Here is a 17,656-nt window from a genome sequence, read left to right as displayed (position 1 = left end):
AAGTGAGTGCCACTTACATCATACCGGCACTCCCACAAATCGTAATTTTACTTTCAACAACTTTGCGCATGGCCTCTTTACCCGGTGTGATATATTTGCGAGGGTCGTTAGCATCTGGATGCTCGGCAAAATGCGCTTTGACAGCATCAGCAAAAGCAATTTTTAAATCTGTTGCCACGTTGACTTTACACACACCAAGCGAAATAGCCCGTTTAATCATGTTTTCAGGGATCCCTGAAGCCCCATGTAATACCAGAGGAATATCAACCTGCTGCTTAATCGCTGCTAGGCGCTCAAAATCAAGGTGAGGTTCGCCATGGTACAAACCATGCGCTGACCCTATCGCGACGGCTAAGGAATCAATGCCTGTCCGCGTGATATACTCTTTTGCTGCCATCGGATCAGTATAGAAGCTATCTTTACTGTCGACGACCAAATCATCTTCTTGCCCACCTAATCGTCCTAGCTCAGCTTCAACGCTAACATCATAGTTTTGACAATACTTCACCACTTTCTTGACCGTTTCGATGTTTTGCTCAAAAGCAAAGTGAGAACCATCAATCATCACAGAACGAATGCCTGCTCTGACTTTATGGCAAATATCGTCATACTCTTCATGATGATCAAGATGCAACGCAATAGGTAGACGGTTCACCCGTGCCGCTTCACGACAAATTGAGACCATGTATTCCAAACCCGCATAAGTAAAAGTGCTTGGTGTACCGGCAAGAATAACGGGGGATGACATCGCTGCTGCCGTTTCAACAACAACTTGAACCGTTTCTAGGTTATGGACATTAAAAGCCGGTACCGCATAACCACGGTATTGTGCTTTTTTCAGCATTTCACGGTTAGAAATTAAATACATATACTCTCCTTAAATGCCATCATCATTCACAACAGCGTCTTTTTCACGTTGTTGCTCATGCCACAAACTGGTTAAACCGCGGTGCCCACATTCCAATGCCATATCTCGAAATTCGGAGACTGACATACCGTCGCGCTCTAGCATCATTTCTGCTGCCATTTGCATATTGGTTCCGGTGATAACTTGATAATTTTCATTTTCTAGCGCCATCAATGACGCCTGCCGAAATGGAGATCCCCCTAATAAGTCAGTGAGAAAAACAACCCCCTCCCCTCGGTCACATTGCTGGCTCGCCTTTTTTAAGGCCTGCTGGAGCGTGTCGGTACACATACCTTCAGGAAAATCGATAGCAACACATTGTTCTTGCGGGCCTATCACCTGTTGTACTGCTTGTAATAGGCCACTCGCAAATCCCCCATGACCTGTAATCACTACACCTAACATTTGCCAACCCCTTATAAGAATCCAACTAATTTACCAAGCACGCCAAATACCACAGTGACACCAATGAGTTTCACGGGTGAAAAGCCCTTTTTCATTAGCCAGTAGACAAGCAATGTAAAACTGAGAGGCAATAAATTTGGCATCAGTTTGTCTAATACGTCTGTTTGTAGCGCCACTTTAGCTTCGCCGGCCGTCATGACTAACGGTGTAGAGAGATGCACATAAGAAGCCACGAGGGCACCGATCACCGTCATCCCAACAATGGAAGCTGCATGAGAAATATTCTTTGTGTGTGCTTTTAGCATGGCTATCGCTTTTGTTCCTGCTCGATAGCCGTAATGAGCCAATCCAAAACGTAACGCAAAATGCACGATGTTAAACATCAGCAGGAAAATGATGGGACCAAATAAACTTCCTTGCAGAGCGAGTGAGGCGCCAATACCGGCACAAATGGGCAATAACGTCAGCCAGAACAGCGCATCCCCAATGCCACCTAACGGCCCCATTAACGCTATTTTCACAGCGCGAATCGTCGAGATTTTCTCTTTACTGCGCTCCATCGCCAGCACTAAACCCGATAAAAATGTCACATCAAACGGGTGCACGTTGATAAATTCCATGTGCATTTTCATCGAATTCGATAAGTCTTCCGGCTTTTTATGAATTTTACGTAGTGCTGGGATCAGCGTATAAAGCCAGCCGCCCGCTTGCATACGTTCATAGTTAAAAGAAGCCTGTAGTAGTAATGAGCGCAGCGCCATAACGTTAATATCACGGTTAGTGAGCCCTGTTGCAGGTTCGCTATCAAGGTAATCATCACGCTCTACCTGACTCGTTGCCATCGCTTGAGCCATTCGCTGCTCCGCTTTTGCTGCCAGAGCTTCATCATTGTCATTAAATGCCATCATTCATCTCCTGAGCAACTTTCGGTGAGCTGCCGTTATCATTGTTGTCATTGCGAGTACGGTTGAAGAAATCAATCAGTGCGATTGCGAATGCCCCCAGCGCGACCGCGATAATAGGCATGTTTAAGAATGTCACTGAAATAAAACCAAGAATAAAATAGGCAACATAGGTCTTTTTCATCATGATTTTCATCAGTAATGAGAAACCAATCGCTGGCATCATTCCACCGGCTACGGCTAACCCATCCAAAAGCCATTGCGGCGCTTTTTGTACCATGGCACTTGCGGCATCAGCACCAAAGTAAATGGGTAAGAAAGCAACAATAAAGTAGAAAGAAAATAGAATAAGGATCCCAAAATAGTTCACCATCTCAATACCGCGCCAATTGAGCTTTTTCACCATTTCGTCGCATTTATGCATCATAGGCGAATAAAGTGTGAACAACAGTGTGATACAACCTTGTACGGCGATAGAAAATGGAACCGCAATACCGATAGCAACTTTAGGATCAGCCTGTGTCATGATGGCAAATGTTGTTCCAATAATGCCGCCAATAACGACGTTAGGTGGTTGAGCCCCAGCAAGTGGCACCATTCCCATCCAAACCAATTCCAATGTTCCGCCGACTAATAATCCAGTTTGAACATCTCCTAAAATCAATCCAACAATGGGGCCAATCACCACGGGTCGATGAAAGTGCGTCAAGCCATTAAATAAATCGACCCCAGCAATCCCCGCAATTAAAGCGATAAGTAGTGCGTCAGCCAGCATACTGACCTCCTTAGCTAATTAGCTTAGAGACGGCTTCACCCGCCTCATCCGGTACACGACGAATTTCACAAGTGATCCCTAATTTTTCTAATTCGCGAAAGGCATGAATATCGCTATCATCCACAGAGACCGTTTTATGAATTTGTTTTTTACCTTCAATGAAATGCATATTGCCAACATTGACAAATTTGATAGGAACACCGCCCTGAACTAGGGTGAGTACATCTTGAGGAGTTTTACAAACGATGAAAATCTTTTGACGATCCGCGGCCTTATGGATCACATCTATGGTTTTTTGCAGGGTAAAATAACGGGTTTGCACACCATCAGAAACCACCATGTCCATTAAAGATTGGGCGACAGGATCGACAGCGGCTTCATCATTTGCAACAACCACCAAATTGGCGCCAAGCGAATTCGTCCATGTCACACCAACTTGGCCATGAATCAAACGATTATCGATACGAGTCATCAATATATTTGGGGTAGACATACTCACTCCTATTATTATTTTGTTGATTTGTATGGGTATAGCTGAACACCTTTAACAACACGATTCACTTCACCAGTCGGGCAAGGGTTATCCGGTGATAAACCATGATGAAGAGAGGCTTCAAATGCCAAAAGTTGCAAAAAGACAAGGTAAGGAAATATCAACCAAATATCATTCAGTTGGCTATCAAGCTCGACGGCCTGTACTAAAGGCTGGCTGCTCAGTGCCACAATATTCTTTGCTCGTTGGTCATGTTTCAGCTCATTTAGCAAATCTATATCATAGCGGCGGCAATACTCTTCAGCCGATAACATCACTATTACCAATGTTTCTTTATCAATCATAAATTTAGGACCATGGCGTACCCCCAATGTTGAGTCAAAGCGTGTTGCCACTTTCCCTGACGTTAGCTCTAACATTTTCAACGCCCCTTCTTCGGCTATGCCCGTAAAGCAACTTGAGCCAAGCACAACCAAGCGACTAAAACTATCCTCTGTTATGCTTTGAATCATCGGTAACCATTGTGAAAGGCCTGTTTCTGCCAATGTGGCAATCTCTTCAACATGGTTAAGTGATTGTGTGAAGTCTTGAACACCAAAGAGTAATAAGGTTGCTAATGTCATACAGCTAAAGCTTGAGGTCATGGCAAAACTGCTGTCATGAGAGCCATCCGGCATGATTAAAGAACAAACATGCTTTTTCCCTTCCGCATAACGTGCTAGCGCGCCGTCGGGATTACAGGTCAACATCAAGTGATAGACATCGTCGAGTAGCTCATCGGCCAGTTCGATGACCCCCACACTTTCAGGGCTATTACCCGAACGCGCATAAGAAACTAATAATGTCGGCTTATGTTTATCAAGGTAGTGCCAAGGGGTTGGGACGATATCGGTAGAGGCATATGCATGTACGTCTAACCCACAGTATTCGCGTAGCCAAGGTGCCATTGCTTTCCCTGCAAAAGCCGATGATCCTGCACCGCATAACACAATTTGTAAGTCTGGCTTGGCGAATAATTTGGCCAAAAAAGGCTGCCATTGTGCTGATTTTGCTGCCAACTCTCGATACAGTTCACGCCACAGTCGAGGCTGGTGTGTAATTTCTTGCGCGGTAAACAGAGCGCCATGCTGTTCTAACCAAGATGGTGAATATGACAATATGGTTTTCATGCCATCACTCCTTGTGATTGAGACTCACACGCCTGTGCATATTGAAGGAGCACCCCTCGAACTTTATCCATAACCCAAGCTTTTGGGTCATTCTCTAAATCGCCGACTTTAACGGCTTCTGCCTGTTCAGGTAGGTATTGGCTTAACATTGAAATAGGAACGGGATTGCGCCTTAAATTGTCTAATAATTTAGCGACCGCGGTTTCCACTTCAGGTTCTGCCCAGTAATAACGAATACGGTCACTTAGGCTATATTGTCTGTCGATGTACTGCTGGTGAGCACTACCTTTGTAATAAGGGCGCCAACGCTCTGGCTGCTCATTCATAATTTGTTCGAGAGTGGCGTGTAAATGAGCGGCATCACGTTCACCATTCCATTCACGATCTAATTTATCGAGTGCAAATAATCCTTCACGCAGAGCAAACGTTAATGCCGGTCCGACTTTTAAGATTGCAAAGTGATCACGCACTAACTGACGATAAGCCTTTAATGCTTGGTAATCGGTAGAGTGGGCTTCATAAACGATATGAGGAACTGATTCGATAAATTGGCTAAGTGCCTTCGCTTTTTCGGGGTGATAATGTTCAACATTGTGATGGTCAAATTCGACGCCAGGTTGTACAACCAATGCAATCACTCGCGGCCACACATGAGCTAACCCATGCTCTTGCCACTTATTTTCATGGATAGACAATGTCGCTTTAGCCGCTTCAGGCGATGTCACCTGCAAGCCATCCATCGATTCTTTAGCACCGCCCGGTACAGGAACCTCTGTGCCAATAACATAAACAGGCGCTTCACCACCATGATCTTGCCAGCTACGTTCCGCCACTTGGCATAGTCTTGCCGCACGAGAAGCGACCACTTCATCACTCAAAGGGATGGGATCATCCGCACAAGACATTGAGCAATCAAGGTGAATTTTACGAAAACCTGCCGCAACATAATCATAAATTAGCGTTTCTGAAAGTTGCATCGCCTCATCAGCACACCGATTTTGCCATGCATTTGGACCTAAATGATCGCCACCTAACCATACTCTCTCACGCGGGAACGCTAATTGATCCGCAATGTGCCAAACCATTTCACGAAAATCGCTAGGCAACATGCCAGTATAGCCACCAAACTGGTTAACTTGATTAGACGTTGCTTCAATTAACACGGAAGTATTTCGCTGTTTAGCAAAACGAATCGCACTTTCTAATACCCATGGATGTGCGGAACAGACAGAGTAAACCCCAACGTCCTCGCCCGATTTATGGCGATGGATCAGCTGTAATAGCGGCTGCATAATTTCTCCAAATAACTCAGATATGATTAAAAACGTTGCGTTTTTAATTAAGAATTAAAATAGATATGCCTTATTCATCAACAACAATGACTTCTACACCAAATGCCGTCAAAGCTTGGCGATAATGAAGTGGAATGCGGCTATCAGTAATAAGACGATGGATCAGTCTAGCTTCGCGTATTAAACAAAAACTCTTACGTCCAAATTTAGTTCCATCTGCCACGGCAATAATTTGATGAGCAACATCACACATCACACGGTTTAGATGTGCTTCTCCGCTATTCGGCGTCGTGATCCCTGCTTCAAGATCAAAGCCATCCACGCCAAGAAACAAAGTATCAAAACGATATTGCGATAACTGCTGTTCAGCAGCTGGCCCATAAAGAGAATAAGAATTTTTGCGCACGTGTCCGCCAAGAACCATAACATCTACGCTGTCGAAACCGGCCAGTTCGTATGCGATATTGAGAGCATTAGTCATCACGACTAAATCACGGTGCTGTTTTAGAAAAGGAACAATTTCGGCTGTGGTTGAACCTGAATCAATGATGAGAGAATCCCCATCATGAACAAACTCCGCCGCTTTTTTAGCGATACGAGTTTTAATTTCACGGTCCATGCGCCCCTTGACCTGTAACGGTCTATCGAAAGCAAATTTATGATTGACCATTGCTCCACCATAAGAGCGCAAGGCACACCCTTTTTTTTCCAGATAACGTAAATCATTACGAATAGTGACGCTAGAAACATTAAATTGTTTGCTTAACGCATCGACACGTACACTCCCTTCTTGGCACAACATATCCATGATGCATTCACGCCTTTTTACGGTATCTGTACTCATGCATATCACTCCTAAAAAACAGTACCTTGTTATCACGATTGACCATGCTAACAACATAGATGAATTACAGCAGAGTGAGCTAATCGAAAATGTGATCCTTGTTAAAGTTCATTTTTAGAACAAAAAACCACTAAAAACCTTTCGTTTCCATTCAAATCGAAAGACTGACCTTTCAATTGATTAATTTACTTTTCAACGAAAATGCCTAATAGAGGCCAATATTTAGGTTAGTGAATGTATTAACAACGAAACGCCCCGAAAGAACGTCAAACAAACCGTTTTCAAATCACGCAGTGATTAAGGTCACAAAATTGAATTTAGTTGCAATAGCTGGCGGGCTGATAAGCAGAAAAACATGGCGAAGGGAAAGGGAGAAAAACAATCAATCCTCATGGATTGGCAATGTCTCTGTGAATACATCACTCAATCAATGTCACGCATCGTAATCTCATTTGATATATTGGAAAGAATATAAGTGGGTAAATACTCACGACCTACCCACCCTATCCATTATGGCTTTTTGATCACTTCAGCAGAAATGATAGAGATTGGCTCAACGGGCACATTTTGGTATGGGCCAACGTTTTCGGTTTTCACTTTAGAAATTTTATCAACCACATCCATTCCTTTAACAACCTTACCAAAAACGGCATAACCAAAGTCACGCTGGCCATGGTCTAAGAAGGCATTATCAGCAACGTTGATAAAAAACTGGCTGGTCGCACTGTCTTTATTCGCTGTACGAGCCATCGAAATCGTTCCACGCAAATTACGTAGACCGTTGTCTGCTTCATTTTTAATGGGGCCACGTGTCTGCTTTTGCTGAAGATCTTTGTTAAAACCGCCGCCTTGAATCATAAAACCAGGAATAACACGGTGGAACGTGGTCCCGTTGTAATAACCTTCATTCACATATTGAAGGAAGTTTTCAGTGGTTACGGGTGCTTTTTTATCATTCAGTTCTAATTCAATGTTTCCCGCGGAAGTCACTAATTTGACATAGGTTTCACCCGCAGCTAATGCCAGAGAAGACGCGCTGATAGCACAGACCGCGAGTAAAGGCACAAAAATTCGTTTTAACATTCAAGATCCCTTTCGCTATAGCTTAATGACTTAATTATACTCTAAATAATTCAAGGTACAGCTAATACACCAAAAAATTGATGGCTAGACGTATAAGTGTGAGCCTGAAAGCATCATCAGCAATGCTGTAAACTTGGACTATGATGAGTGTAATTCACCAATTCTAGAGCGAAGCTAAATATATTGCTAAAGATTTACCTTTATTTACGTCAGATAATCTACAAACTCTCGACAATGGTTAAATTACTACAAATATGAGATAAAAATAGCAAATTTAAACGCATATCATCAATTGTATAGATTAATTTTGGCTTTGTTTGTCAGCCTTCAATAGCTATAATCCCTCAGCCTCAAAGGTCAACTCAGGGAGAACCACCTATGACAATCAAAAACCATAACTATCACATGACAAAATTTGTCATCAGTGCGCCCGATATCCGTCATCTACCAAAAGATACCGGTATCGAAGTTGCCTTTGCTGGCCGCTCCAATGCAGGAAAATCTAGCGCATTGAACGCGCTGACACAGCAAAAAAGCTTAGCCCGTACCAGTAAAACACCGGGACGCACTCAATTAATCAATCTATTTGAAGTCGAAGAAGGCATTCGTCTTGTTGACTTACCGGGCTACGGTTATGCCGAAGTGCCTGAAGAGATGAAGCGCAAGTGGCAAAAAGCACTCGGCGAATATCTGCAAAAAAGAGAATGCATTAAAGGCTTGGTGGTATTGATGGACATTCGCCACCCCCTGAAAGACCTAGATATGCAAATGATTGAGTGGTCTATCGCGATGGAAATTCCTGTTTTAGTGCTCCTCACGAAAGCTGATAAACTCGCGTCTGGTGCACGGAAAAAACAATTAATGGAAGTTCGTCAAACATTACAACCATTAGGGGGTGATGTGGAAGTCGAATATTTTTCCGCACTGAAAAAGATTGGTATTGATAAATTACGTATCAAACTCGATAGCTGGTACAGCACACCCGTTTAATCCATTTCCATCCTTGTGCGTCAATCGGCGCACAACGGCAAATATCATCAATTAGCTCAAATTTTGAATAAAAAAATGCTCCAGTCAAAATATTGACTGGAGCAGCTAATATTCAGCTAAATCCGATTACGTGAAGTAAAAGGTCTGAAAGATAGAACATCTTACCTCTGTACCCTACGCCGTATACTCTACTTGATTTTTTGCGCAAAAAAAAGCTTTTATGTAATTTTTTTTCAATGCTTACTACGATTCAGCGAATATAAAACCGCAATATGCGTTAAAAAACGTATTTTTATTACATATTTATGAGAGATAGGTCGCATTAATATGTAATGTAAATTTTTATTCCACTCAGCTAAAACACGTAGTTTTGCACAAATAACACACAAAAAAGGGAGTTCTCCGCCAAATAAAAACAGCAGGAAAAACCCAAAAAGATAAAGGATGTTTTATGGCATGACACTTTCAAATTGCGCAAAAGAAAACAGAGCAAACATCATCGGTGTCGAGCATCGAGCGAGATCAGGTTCACCTACAAAACAGTTTCAGGCAGTAATGCCCCACCATCAACGACAATCGTCTGTCCCGTAATATAGCCTGCGGCTTGCGAGGCTAAAAATACCATCGCAGCAGCAATATCCTCTGGTTCACCTAAACGGCCGAGAGGCACTGCCCTAGCTATATTTTGATTAAGTTGGTCATCCCCTAAATTGGCCATGGCAGGTGTACGGATCATTCCCGGTTCAACGCCATTTACCGTGATCCCAAAAGGCGCTAACTCCAATGCAGCTGACTTAATAAAACCATTAACCCCCGCTTTAGAGGCCGCATAATGCGTAAGTCCTGGATAAGCAACTCTAGGGCCAGTGACAGATGAGGTGATTAAAATACGTCCACCGCCCTGCCTTTGCATAATCGGTTGAGCCGCTTGAGCCAAATAAAAAGGCGCCATTAAATTAACACTGAGTGTCTGTTGTAATAACGCCTCATCTATTTGCATAAATTCTGTTAGCGGAAAATAGGCGGCATTGTGTACCACAACATCTAATCGATGATATTGGCACTCTATTTTGGCTATCAAAGCGGTGATTTGTTGCCGCTGTGCACAGTCACAACCTTCCGCTTGAACGTTAAACCCTTTTGCGACCAATGAAGCTGCGGCTGCTTGCGCCTTTTGTAACTGCAAATCAGCCATCATCACGCAAGCCCCTAATTGAGCAAAGGCTTCAACAATCGCTAAACCAATACCTTGAGCTCCACCAGTAACTAGCACGACCTGCCCTTGAAATGCAGTTGGAGAAAATAAGCGTTCCATGATTCATCCTTTAGCTCTGAAATAAGCCTGTCGCCATAAAAGATATTAGATTACATAAACGCTATATTGAGGGAAAAAAATGGACTGTGACAATCGTTCTTAGGTAGTAAATGCACATTATATTTGATAGTAAAATAATCTCATTTTGTACACTAACTTAATTAAGTTGGCTCACATAGTAAAACAGATACATTAAATTAAATTTTTAAATGTGATTTTTTATATTTACATTTTAATAGCTGATCTATAATTTAATTAAAATTTCTTTCTGACATCTCATTTAGACGAAACTGTAAAAAACGCATTAGGAATTAATACCAATGAATAAAATAATTAAATTATTTATTTTAATAAGCTCAATAATTATAGGTTTTAATTGTAACGCAGAGGATTTATTGGATATTTATAAAATAACGAAAGATAACAACCCCACATTAAAAAAAACAGAAAGTGAGCGTTATCAAGCCTATAAAAAAATAGATGAAGAGCGTAGCTCATTACTACCTCAATTAAAATTAAACGCGAATTCAAGCTATAAAAACAAGGATGAAACAGATAATAATAAAAATATTAAAAACTCCGCATTATCCCTACAAATGACACAAGCTATAATCGATAGTTCCCAGTGGAAATCACTATCTATTCAAGAAAAACAGGCCGCTATTTCAGATATTAACTATCAAATAAGCCAGCAAGATCTTCTTTTAGAAACGGCTATCTCTTACTTTAATATCTTAAAGTCTATTGATGCCCTCACTTACATAAAAGCCCATAAACTCGCGGTTTATCATCAGTTAGATCAAACCACACAACGCTTTAATGTAGGGCTAACGACCATCACTGACGTGCAAAATGCGAGAGCTAATTATGACAGCATCATTGCTCAAGAGGTTATAGGTTACAACGAATTGAAGAATTCAGTTGAAATATTAAGAAAAATTAGTGGCGTTCGATATACTCAATTAGCAAAACTCAATATTAATAAGTTACAACTCGCCAAACCCGATAATATCACCTTTCTACTTGAAAATGCTCGAATGAAAAACCTTAGCTTATTAAAATCTCGCCTGATACAAGAAATATCAAATGATAAGATATCCCTCGCCAAAAGCGGGCATTTACCTATAGTCACTTTAGAAGCTTCTACAGCCATCAATAACACTCGGCTAGACAAGAATAATATCGAAAACCAACATCGAATACATAACCATTCAGGGAAAAATAATGCAGCCCTCTCGTTAAATTTACCAATCTATCAAGGAAATACGGTTAATTCCCAAGTTAAGCAAGCTCAGTATGGTTTTCAGGCAGCAACAGAGCAACTTGAAAGTGATTATCGCAACGTCACCCAGCAAGTTAGCTCTTCATACAATAATATATTGTCGTCGATAAGTAGTATTAAAGCCTATAAGCAACTAATCATTTCGACACAAAGCTCATTAGATGCCACAGAAGCGGGTTATCAAGTAGGAACGCGCACTATTGTCGATATGCTGTCTGCCACTTCCGCCCTCTATCAGTCAAAAAAAAATTTATCGAATGCCCAATATGATTATTTAACCAACCAATTAAAAATGGAATATTTACAAGGCTCCTTAAACGAAAATAGCATTCAGCGTATCAATAAAATGCTAGGCAATGAAATATCCATTGATGAACCAACAAGGCAATAATTTATTTTAATTAAAACTTAATAAATTTCATTTTTATCACTCATCACGCTCTATGCCATTATTGCTTTTAAAGTCAAAATGAGCTCAAGGAAATCAACAGTGAAAGTAAATGAAATGTATTGCATTAAAAATGGAGAAGCGTTAATCATTTCGCCTTCACCACAAAAACGGAAAATAACCATTCCAAAATTAATGGCATCGAGTCGAGGGCAAAAAACAAAAGCTCATCACCGTCTAGATATTAATGGAAAGCAAGTTGCAATTGCTGAAGTTGATACTCGTTAGAATCAATATGGGGTTACTGTCATCAGTATATCATCTTGGTCTGGAATGATTGAGCCTAATACCCAAATGCAAATCATGGCTAATGAGAAAACATCCAAACATTCGTCTGTACTGAGTTATGTATTAATATTAATAGAATAATATATAATTTCACAATAGATAATATAACTAAATAAAACTGAGTCGAATTAAGCATTCGACTCAGTTCAGACTCTCACTAGTGGGCTTCATCCCAGTTATCGCCAATACCGACATCAACCTTCAACGGTACATCAAGTTGCATACTTTGTTCCATCAACTCACGTATTTTGGCGGTCACACTATCAAGCGCTGACTCTTTGACTTCAAAAACCAATTCATCATGTACTTGCATGAGCATGTCAGCATGTGGTTTTTCGGTCTGTAACCAAGCATCCACCGCGATCATCGCTTTCTTGATGATATCGGCTGCCGTTCCTTGCATAGGTGCGTTGATCGCCTCACGTTCAGCCGCTTTTCGGCGCATACCATTGCTTGATTTAATATCCGCCAGATACAGACGACGTCCTTCTAGAGTTTCAACATAGCCTTGTTCAGAGGCTTGATGGCGTGTATTTTCCATATAACGCAACACGCCTGGGTAACGCTCAAAATAGAGGTCCATATAGCGTTGCGCTTCACCACGAGGGATCCCCAATTGGCGCGCTAATCCAAATGCGCTCATGCCATAAATCAAACCAAAGTTAATTGCTTTTGCGCTACGACGCTGATCACTCGTCACTTCATCCAAAGGCACACCAAATACTTCAGATGCCGTTGCACGGTGAATATCCTTACCTTCCGCAAATGCAGTTAACAACCCCTTATCTTGTGATAAGTGAGCCATAATCCGTAATTCGATTTGCGAATAGTCCGCCGCCACAACCTTATAGCCCTGACGTGCAATGAAAGCCTGTCGAATACGACGGCCTTCTTCCGTTCTAACAGGGATATTTTGCAAGTTAGGGTCACGAGACGATAAACGCCCTGTCGCTGTCACTGCTTGGTGATACGAGGTGTGTACCCGTTGAGTTTGCGGGCTGATCATCAACGGCAACTTATCTGTATAGGTTGACTTCAGTTTTGCAAGACTCCGATGTTCAAGTAATAACTTAGGCAATGCGTGATTCAGTGCTAACTCTTCAAGGACTTCTTCATTGGTGGAAGGTGCGCCGCTTGGCGTTTTCTTCACAACAGGTAATTGCAGTTTCTCAAAGAGAATCGCTTGTAGTTGTTTTGGTGACGCAAGATTGAACTCTTCACCCGCAAGCTCAAAAGCCTCTTTCTCCAATTCCGCCAAACGTGCAGTGATCTCTTTCGATTGAGCCGCTAGCACCGCCGCATCGATTAATACCCCTTTACGCTCCATTCTGACAAGAACAGGCACTAAAGGCATTTCGATTTCACGGAAAACTTTATTCAACTTAGGCTCAGCTTCTAGCTGTGGATACAGAGCTTGATGGAGTAGCAAAGTCACATCGGCATCTTCTGCTGCGTAATTCGCCGCTTGTTCCAACGCAATTTGATTGAATGTCAGTTGCTTTTTGCCCTTTCCAGCGATTTCTTCGAAAGAGACGGTTTTATGGTTAAGATGGCGTTCTGCGAGGCTATCCATATCATGGCGCCCCATGCCCGCAACGCTGTTGAGTACATACGACTCCAACATCGTGTCGAATTCAATACCTTTAAGCTCAATATCGTAATTGAGTAACACCTCAGCGTCATATTTTAAGTTTTGCCCTACTTTCAAGATTTTTTCACTTTCCAGTATCGGCTTTAATACAGCCAAAACATCATTTAATGGCAGTTGAGCTGGTGCATCGAGATAATCATGACCTAAGGGTAGATAAGCCGCATAACCAGGTTCAATCGCAAAGGACATGCCGACTAAGTGAGCTTCTTGAGTATCTAAACTGTCGGTTTCAGTATCAAAAGCAAATAGAGATGCTGACGCTAATTTTTCTACCCAACTATCTAAATCTGCTTTTTCTAAGATCGTTTGGTAATTTTCCGCACTCAGTGTCGGAGCAGACATGACAGCTTCAATTTTCTTTTCTGTTTTACTTGCTGCTGCACTACTCTTCGCGCTTTTCCCCTCCATCCAAGTGCCATTTTCGACATCGGCTAACCAACGTTTAAATTCATAGCGGCTAAACAATTGATGAAGTTTTTCTGCATTTGGTTTGGTAATGGCAAGCTCTTCACAGCTTTTGTCTAACTCAACATCCGTTTTAATGGTTGCAAGTTGATAAGAGAGGAATGCAACTTCTCGATTTTCTTCCATTTTAGGGGCAAGTGTTTTTGAGCCTCTAAATCCAAGCGCCGCAATCTCATCTAAAGAATCATAAATCTTCTCTAAACTGCCGATCCCCTGTAATAAGGCAAGCGCTGTTTTTTCGCCAACCCCCGGAACCCCTGGGATGTTATCAGAAGAATCCCCCATTAAAGCCAAAAAGTCGATAATCAATTCAGGTGGTACACCATATTTATCAACCACTTCCTGTGGCCCTAATATCGTATTGGTCATGGTATTGATCAGCGTAATATTGGGTTCAACCAACTGCGCCATATCTTTATCACCAGTACTGATCAAGACAGGGATCCCTTTTTGACTCGCTTGTCTTGCAAGAGTACCAATCACGTCATCAGCTTCTACCCCAGAAACCACCAATAATGGTAACCCCATTGCTTCTACCATTTCGTGCAGTGGTGCTATTTGCTCACGCAAATCATCCGGCATGGGAGGACGGTGTGATTTATAACTTTCAAACAGTTCATCACGAAATGTTTTTCCCTTGGCATCAAAGACGACAGCCACATGGCTTGGCTGATATTGCATAATCAAGCTACGCAACATATTGAGCACACCATACATGGCGCCTGTCGGTTCGCCTGCACTGTTAGTCAGAGGTGGAAATGCATGATAAGCGCGGTATAGGTAAGATGAGCCATCTACCAATATAAGAGGATTTTCTGCTATCTGAGCCATAATCTGTCATCATCTTTTTGTCAGGAATGAATAATGAATAGGATGCCACAATGTGGGCTTAGATACACGTTGAGTTTCAATTTCACCGACGATACTTGCGACAATGTTGCCATTACGATGACAGGAATTGAGTGATTATTTTCCCTTTATCGACGATGAAACCTAACAAAATAACCTGTGGATAACTCTGTGGGCAAAATAATGTTATGCCTTAGATTCAATAACTAAGAAAAGATCAAGTAGTTAAACAAGAAAATGAAATCAATAAGTTAGAGCAAAGTCCATTGATCTAGCGCAAAAATAGTGTATGCGAGACATTGTGGATATTGATAACGGTGCGTAAAGAATCGTGAAATGTGGCGGCAAGTCCCGCCGCCACAAGGATAGGCTATTTTTTGTTGATCAAATAGTTCACAACATTGGAGAACTCTTTTCCATAATCAGCCGCATTCTCTACCGCAATCCCGTTATTACGGATTTGATATTTGCCATCAACAAACATCGCTGGAACTCCACGTAGCTTCAGATCTTGCGCAGCATTCTGCTGTTTAGACACCAGTGATTTGACGACAAAGCTGTTCAACGCAGCATCATATTCTTCACCACTCACACCAGCCTTAATGAAGGCGTTACGAATATCTTCTGGTGTATGAATAGATTGCGTTTTTTGGATACCTTCGAACAGAATAGGTGTCACTTTGTCTTCAACTTTTAATACCATCGCCACAGCCCAAGCTTGGGTCAGATTTGGACCTAACGGGCCTAAGAAATCAACATGATAGCGTTCCATTTTCACGCCTTCAGGCAGATTTTTTTCTACTGTCTGCGGTACTTTATAGACATTTTCAAACTGATAGCAATGTGGGCAATAAAAAGAGAAAAACTCTAATACCTGTGGCAGGTTTTGTACGGGTTGTTTGATCTCCGTATATTCTTTACCTTCAGAGTAATTTGCGGCAGCAGCCCCAAATGACATGGCAATACCAATTAAAGCCAACATGATTCTTTTCATATACTACGTTCTCCAAAAATAGTATTTATTTAATTAAAATTGAGAGTTCAACTGCAAAGGGGCTTCTTGCAATCGTTCAACTTGCAAAGCAAATTCGATTGATTGTTTTTGCCAGAAATCATCATCTTGTAACCATGAAAACGCCTTTGGAAAAGCAGGATCTTGCCAGCGACGAATGATCCATCCCAAATAATGCACCATTCGCATCGCTCTGAGTGGCTCGATCAATTTCAGTTCTTTGACATCAAAATCACAAAATTCATTATAGGCTTCCAGTAGCGTGTCCAACTGAATTAACTGTTCCTGACGAGAGCCATTTAACAGCATCCATAAATCTTGCACCGCAGGGCCATTACGCGCATCATCAAAATCCACCAGCCAAGCCTCATCACGCCACAAAATATTGCCGGGGTGGCAATCCCCCTGTAAGCGTATTGCAGCCAATTCCGTTGGCCAAAGCCGTTTCGTCTGCTCTATCAATCTGTCGAGTGATTCAATGAATGCCGGTTTCCATCTTGGTGAAATCAATTCACTCTGAGCCATGATGTGCCTAGGTTGCTCGAGATACTCGGCAATGCCTAATGTAGGACGAAACGTGAAGTTGTTTTTCTTGCCCACTTGGTGGATCCGGCCTAATAAGCGTCCAACATCTTCAAGCTGAAATAAGTTATCAGTTTCATATTGACGCCCACCAATACTTGGAAAAACAGCAAACATGAAACCACCGAATTCCAATACGGTTTGCCCTGAAAATTCGATGGGAGCAGCAACAGCTAATTCAGCCTCTTGTAATTCAAGCGTAAAATCATGCTCTTCTTGAATTTGTGAGCGGTTCCAACGTTCTGGTCGATAAAACTTCACCACAAACCGTTTACGGTTTTCGTCCTGAAACTGGTAAACCCGATTTTCATAGCTATTAAGCTCGGTCAGGCCTGATTCAGGGTAGATACCCGCTTCCATGAGTGCATCAAGGATCAGGTCAGGAGAGATGCCACTAAAATGAAAATGAGAATGTTCAATATTATTCATGACGAATTAATCTTTTATGATACCACGAGCCCGCAGTAACGCGGTTTTGAAGTCTTCTTCATAATCTTTTTTCAAACCAGGTATAGCTTCATCACTGCTTTTATCACGCATTTTCAGATGATATATCAGCACATCATCCGTGAGGTCAGATAAAGGGCCTTTAAAACCCGCCTCATCTGCAAGTTTTTGCAGTAATTCCACTAAGTTCAGATCTGAATTGTCCTTCCATACAGGATGTAGAAGCTCAATAACTTCATTTAAACGATGGCATTTCATGTTTATTCCTTCATCACGAATATTGGGGCCAAATTACTTGCTATCATACAAGAGAAAAAGCGAATGGATGTCAATCTAAGTAAAGTTTAACTTTAATTCGCATGTACATTCGTTGATTTTATAGGAAAATGGAATAAATTTTAGCGAATACTATAACGAAATTTACTTTCATCTGTGTTGAAACCTTTTATTGAAGATA

Annotated in this window: 17 protein-coding genes; 3 read left to right on the top strand and 14 right to left on the bottom strand. The window is 41.7% G+C overall.

What is annotated here, in order from left to right:
- Positions 1-13: 13 nt before the first annotated feature.
- The 9 genes from P2E05_RS01485 to ppiA all read right to left on the bottom strand — a co-directional run bounded on the left by P2E05_RS01485 (position 14) and on the right by ppiA (position 7,870).
- A complete protein-coding gene (locus P2E05_RS01485) occupies positions 14-868 on the bottom strand; it encodes a tagatose bisphosphate family class II aldolase (RefSeq protein ID WP_154622078.1) in 855 nt (284 codons plus the stop codon).
- Positions 869-877: 9 nt separating this feature from the next.
- Complete coding sequence (gene agaF, locus P2E05_RS01480) at positions 878-1,312, bottom strand: PTS galactosamine/N-acetylgalactosamine transporter subunit IIA (protein WP_154622079.1); 435 nt, start codon at positions 1,310-1,312, stop codon at positions 878-880.
- An 11-nt stretch (positions 1,313-1,323) separates the two neighbouring features.
- A complete protein-coding gene (locus tag P2E05_RS01475; protein WP_154622088.1) occupies positions 1,324-2,217 on the bottom strand; it encodes a PTS system mannose/fructose/sorbose family transporter subunit IID in 894 nt (297 codons plus the stop codon).
- Positions 2,207-2,989, bottom strand: coding sequence for a PTS N-acetylgalactosamine transporter subunit IIC (gene agaW, locus P2E05_RS01470; protein ID WP_154622080.1), 783 nt, complete (start codon positions 2,987-2,989; stop codon positions 2,207-2,209). Before agaW ends, P2E05_RS01475 begins: the two co-directional genes overlap by 11 nt.
- A 10-nt stretch (positions 2,990-2,999) precedes the next feature.
- A complete protein-coding gene (gene agaV / locus P2E05_RS01465; RefSeq protein ID WP_154622081.1) occupies positions 3,000-3,482 on the bottom strand; it encodes a PTS N-acetylgalactosamine transporter subunit IIB in 483 nt (160 codons plus the stop codon).
- Between the two features lie 14 nt (positions 3,483-3,496).
- Positions 3,497-4,651, bottom strand: a complete 1,155-nt coding sequence (locus P2E05_RS01460) for an SIS domain-containing protein (RefSeq protein WP_196713871.1) — start codon at positions 4,649-4,651, stop codon at positions 3,497-3,499.
- Positions 4,648-5,943: a D-tagatose-bisphosphate aldolase, class II, non-catalytic subunit gene (locus tag P2E05_RS01455; RefSeq protein ID WP_154622083.1), complete on the bottom strand. Its 1,296-nt coding sequence runs from the start codon at positions 5,941-5,943 to the stop codon at positions 4,648-4,650. Before P2E05_RS01455 ends, P2E05_RS01460 begins: the two co-directional genes overlap by 4 nt.
- Positions 5,944-6,013: 70 nt before the next feature.
- Positions 6,014-6,787, bottom strand: a complete 774-nt coding sequence (gene agaR, locus P2E05_RS01450; RefSeq protein ID WP_154622084.1) for a transcriptional repressor AgaR — start codon at positions 6,785-6,787, stop codon at positions 6,014-6,016.
- Positions 6,788-7,297: 510 nt separating this feature from the next.
- Positions 7,298-7,870, bottom strand: a complete 573-nt coding sequence (gene ppiA / locus P2E05_RS01445; protein WP_154622085.1) for a peptidylprolyl isomerase A — start codon at positions 7,868-7,870, stop codon at positions 7,298-7,300.
- A 378-nt stretch (positions 7,871-8,248) separates the two neighbouring features.
- Here ppiA and yihA point away from each other — a divergent pair, with 378 nt between their 5' ends.
- Entirely contained in the window at positions 8,249-8,860 is a 612-nt protein-coding gene (yihA, locus tag P2E05_RS01440; protein ID WP_154622086.1) for a ribosome biogenesis GTP-binding protein YihA/YsxC, read from the top strand.
- A gap of 532 nt (positions 8,861-9,392) precedes the next feature.
- On the opposite strand, the gene P2E05_RS01435 is transcribed toward yihA, so the two are convergent.
- Positions 9,393-10,175 (bottom strand): SDR family oxidoreductase, encoded by a 783-nt coding sequence (locus P2E05_RS01435; protein ID WP_249999698.1) that lies wholly within the window; start codon positions 10,173-10,175, stop codon positions 9,393-9,395.
- A gap of 320 nt (positions 10,176-10,495) precedes the next feature.
- On the opposite strand from P2E05_RS01435, the gene tolC reads away from it, so the two are divergent.
- Both tolC and P2E05_RS01425 read left to right on the top strand, forming a co-directional pair.
- Complete coding sequence (gene tolC / locus P2E05_RS01430) at positions 10,496-11,848, top strand: outer membrane channel protein TolC (RefSeq protein ID WP_272657833.1); 1,353 nt, start codon at positions 10,496-10,498, stop codon at positions 11,846-11,848.
- 99 nt (positions 11,849-11,947) lie between these two features.
- On the top strand, positions 11,948-12,133 hold the full coding sequence (locus P2E05_RS01425; protein WP_230085810.1) for a hypothetical protein: 186 nt from the start codon (positions 11,948-11,950) through the stop codon (positions 12,131-12,133).
- Between the two features lie 217 nt (positions 12,134-12,350).
- Here the strand turns inward: P2E05_RS01425 and polA are convergent, their stop codons facing one another.
- The 4 genes from polA to P2E05_RS01405 all read right to left on the bottom strand — a co-directional run bounded on the left by polA (position 12,351) and on the right by P2E05_RS01405 (position 17,457).
- Positions 12,351-15,140: a DNA polymerase I gene (gene polA, locus P2E05_RS01420; RefSeq protein WP_276122982.1), complete on the bottom strand. Its 2,790-nt coding sequence runs from the start codon at positions 15,138-15,140 to the stop codon at positions 12,351-12,353.
- Positions 15,141-15,528: 388 nt separating this feature from the next.
- Entirely contained in the window at positions 15,529-16,152 is a 624-nt protein-coding gene (gene dsbA / locus P2E05_RS01415) for a thiol:disulfide interchange protein DsbA (RefSeq protein ID WP_154624382.1), read from the bottom strand.
- Between the two features lie 33 nt (positions 16,153-16,185).
- Positions 16,186-17,181 carry a serine/threonine protein kinase gene (locus P2E05_RS01410; protein ID WP_249999695.1) on the bottom strand — a complete coding sequence of 332 codons (996 nt, stop codon included), beginning with the start codon at positions 17,179-17,181 and terminating at the stop codon, positions 16,186-16,188.
- 6 nt (positions 17,182-17,187) lie between these two features.
- Positions 17,188-17,457: a YihD family protein gene (locus P2E05_RS01405; protein WP_154624380.1), complete on the bottom strand. Its 270-nt coding sequence runs from the start codon at positions 17,455-17,457 to the stop codon at positions 17,188-17,190.
- Positions 17,458-17,656: the final 199 nt, after the last annotated feature.

Origin of the sequence: Providencia stuartii (assembly GCF_029277985.1) — a bacterium.
Classification (GTDB): domain Bacteria; phylum Pseudomonadota; class Gammaproteobacteria; order Enterobacterales; family Enterobacteriaceae; genus Providencia; species Providencia zhejiangensis.
Note: the sequence above shows the minus strand (reverse complement) of the source record. Positions and strands in the feature narration are given on the sequence as shown.

Coding starts and splice junctions, on each gene's coding strand:
- P2E05_RS01485 (WP_154622078.1), bottom strand. CDS start 868: ATGTATTTAATTTCTAACCGTGAAATGCTGAAAAAAGCACAATACCGT.
- agaF (WP_154622079.1), bottom strand. CDS start 1,312: ATGTTAGGTGTAGTGATTACAGGTCATGGGGGATTTGCGAGTGGCCTA.
- P2E05_RS01475 (WP_154622088.1), bottom strand. CDS start 2,217: ATGGCATTTAATGACAATGATGAAGCTCTGGCAGCAAAAGCGGAGCAG.
- agaW (WP_154622080.1), bottom strand. CDS start 2,989: ATGCTGGCTGACGCACTACTTATCGCTTTAATTGCGGGGATTGCTGGG.
- agaV (WP_154622081.1), bottom strand. CDS start 3,482: ATGTCTACCCCAAATATATTGATGACTCGTATCGATAATCGTTTGATT.
- P2E05_RS01460 (WP_196713871.1), bottom strand. CDS start 4,651: ATGAAAACCATATTGTCATATTCACCATCTTGGTTAGAACAGCATGGC.
- P2E05_RS01455 (WP_154622083.1), bottom strand. CDS start 5,943: ATGCAGCCGCTATTACAGCTGATCCATCGCCATAAATCGGGCGAGGAC.
- agaR (WP_154622084.1), bottom strand. CDS start 6,787: ATGAGTACAGATACCGTAAAAAGGCGTGAATGCATCATGGATATGTTG.
- ppiA (WP_154622085.1), bottom strand. CDS start 7,870: ATGTTAAAACGAATTTTTGTGCCTTTACTCGCGGTCTGTGCTATCAGC.
- yihA (WP_154622086.1), top strand. CDS start 8,249: ATGACAATCAAAAACCATAACTATCACATGACAAAATTTGTCATCAGT.
- P2E05_RS01435 (WP_249999698.1), bottom strand. CDS start 10,175: ATGGAACGCTTATTTTCTCCAACTGCATTTCAAGGGCAGGTCGTGCTA.
- tolC (WP_272657833.1), top strand. CDS start 10,496: ATGAATAAAATAATTAAATTATTTATTTTAATAAGCTCAATAATTATA.
- polA (WP_276122982.1), bottom strand. CDS start 15,140: ATGGCTCAGATAGCAGAAAATCCTCTTATATTGGTAGATGGCTCATCT.
- dsbA (WP_154624382.1), bottom strand. CDS start 16,152: ATGAAAAGAATCATGTTGGCTTTAATTGGTATTGCCATGTCATTTGGG.
- P2E05_RS01410 (WP_249999695.1), bottom strand. CDS start 17,181: ATGAATAATATTGAACATTCTCATTTTCATTTTAGTGGCATCTCTCCT.
- P2E05_RS01405 (WP_154624380.1), bottom strand. CDS start 17,457: ATGAAATGCCATCGTTTAAATGAAGTTATTGAGCTTCTACATCCTGTA.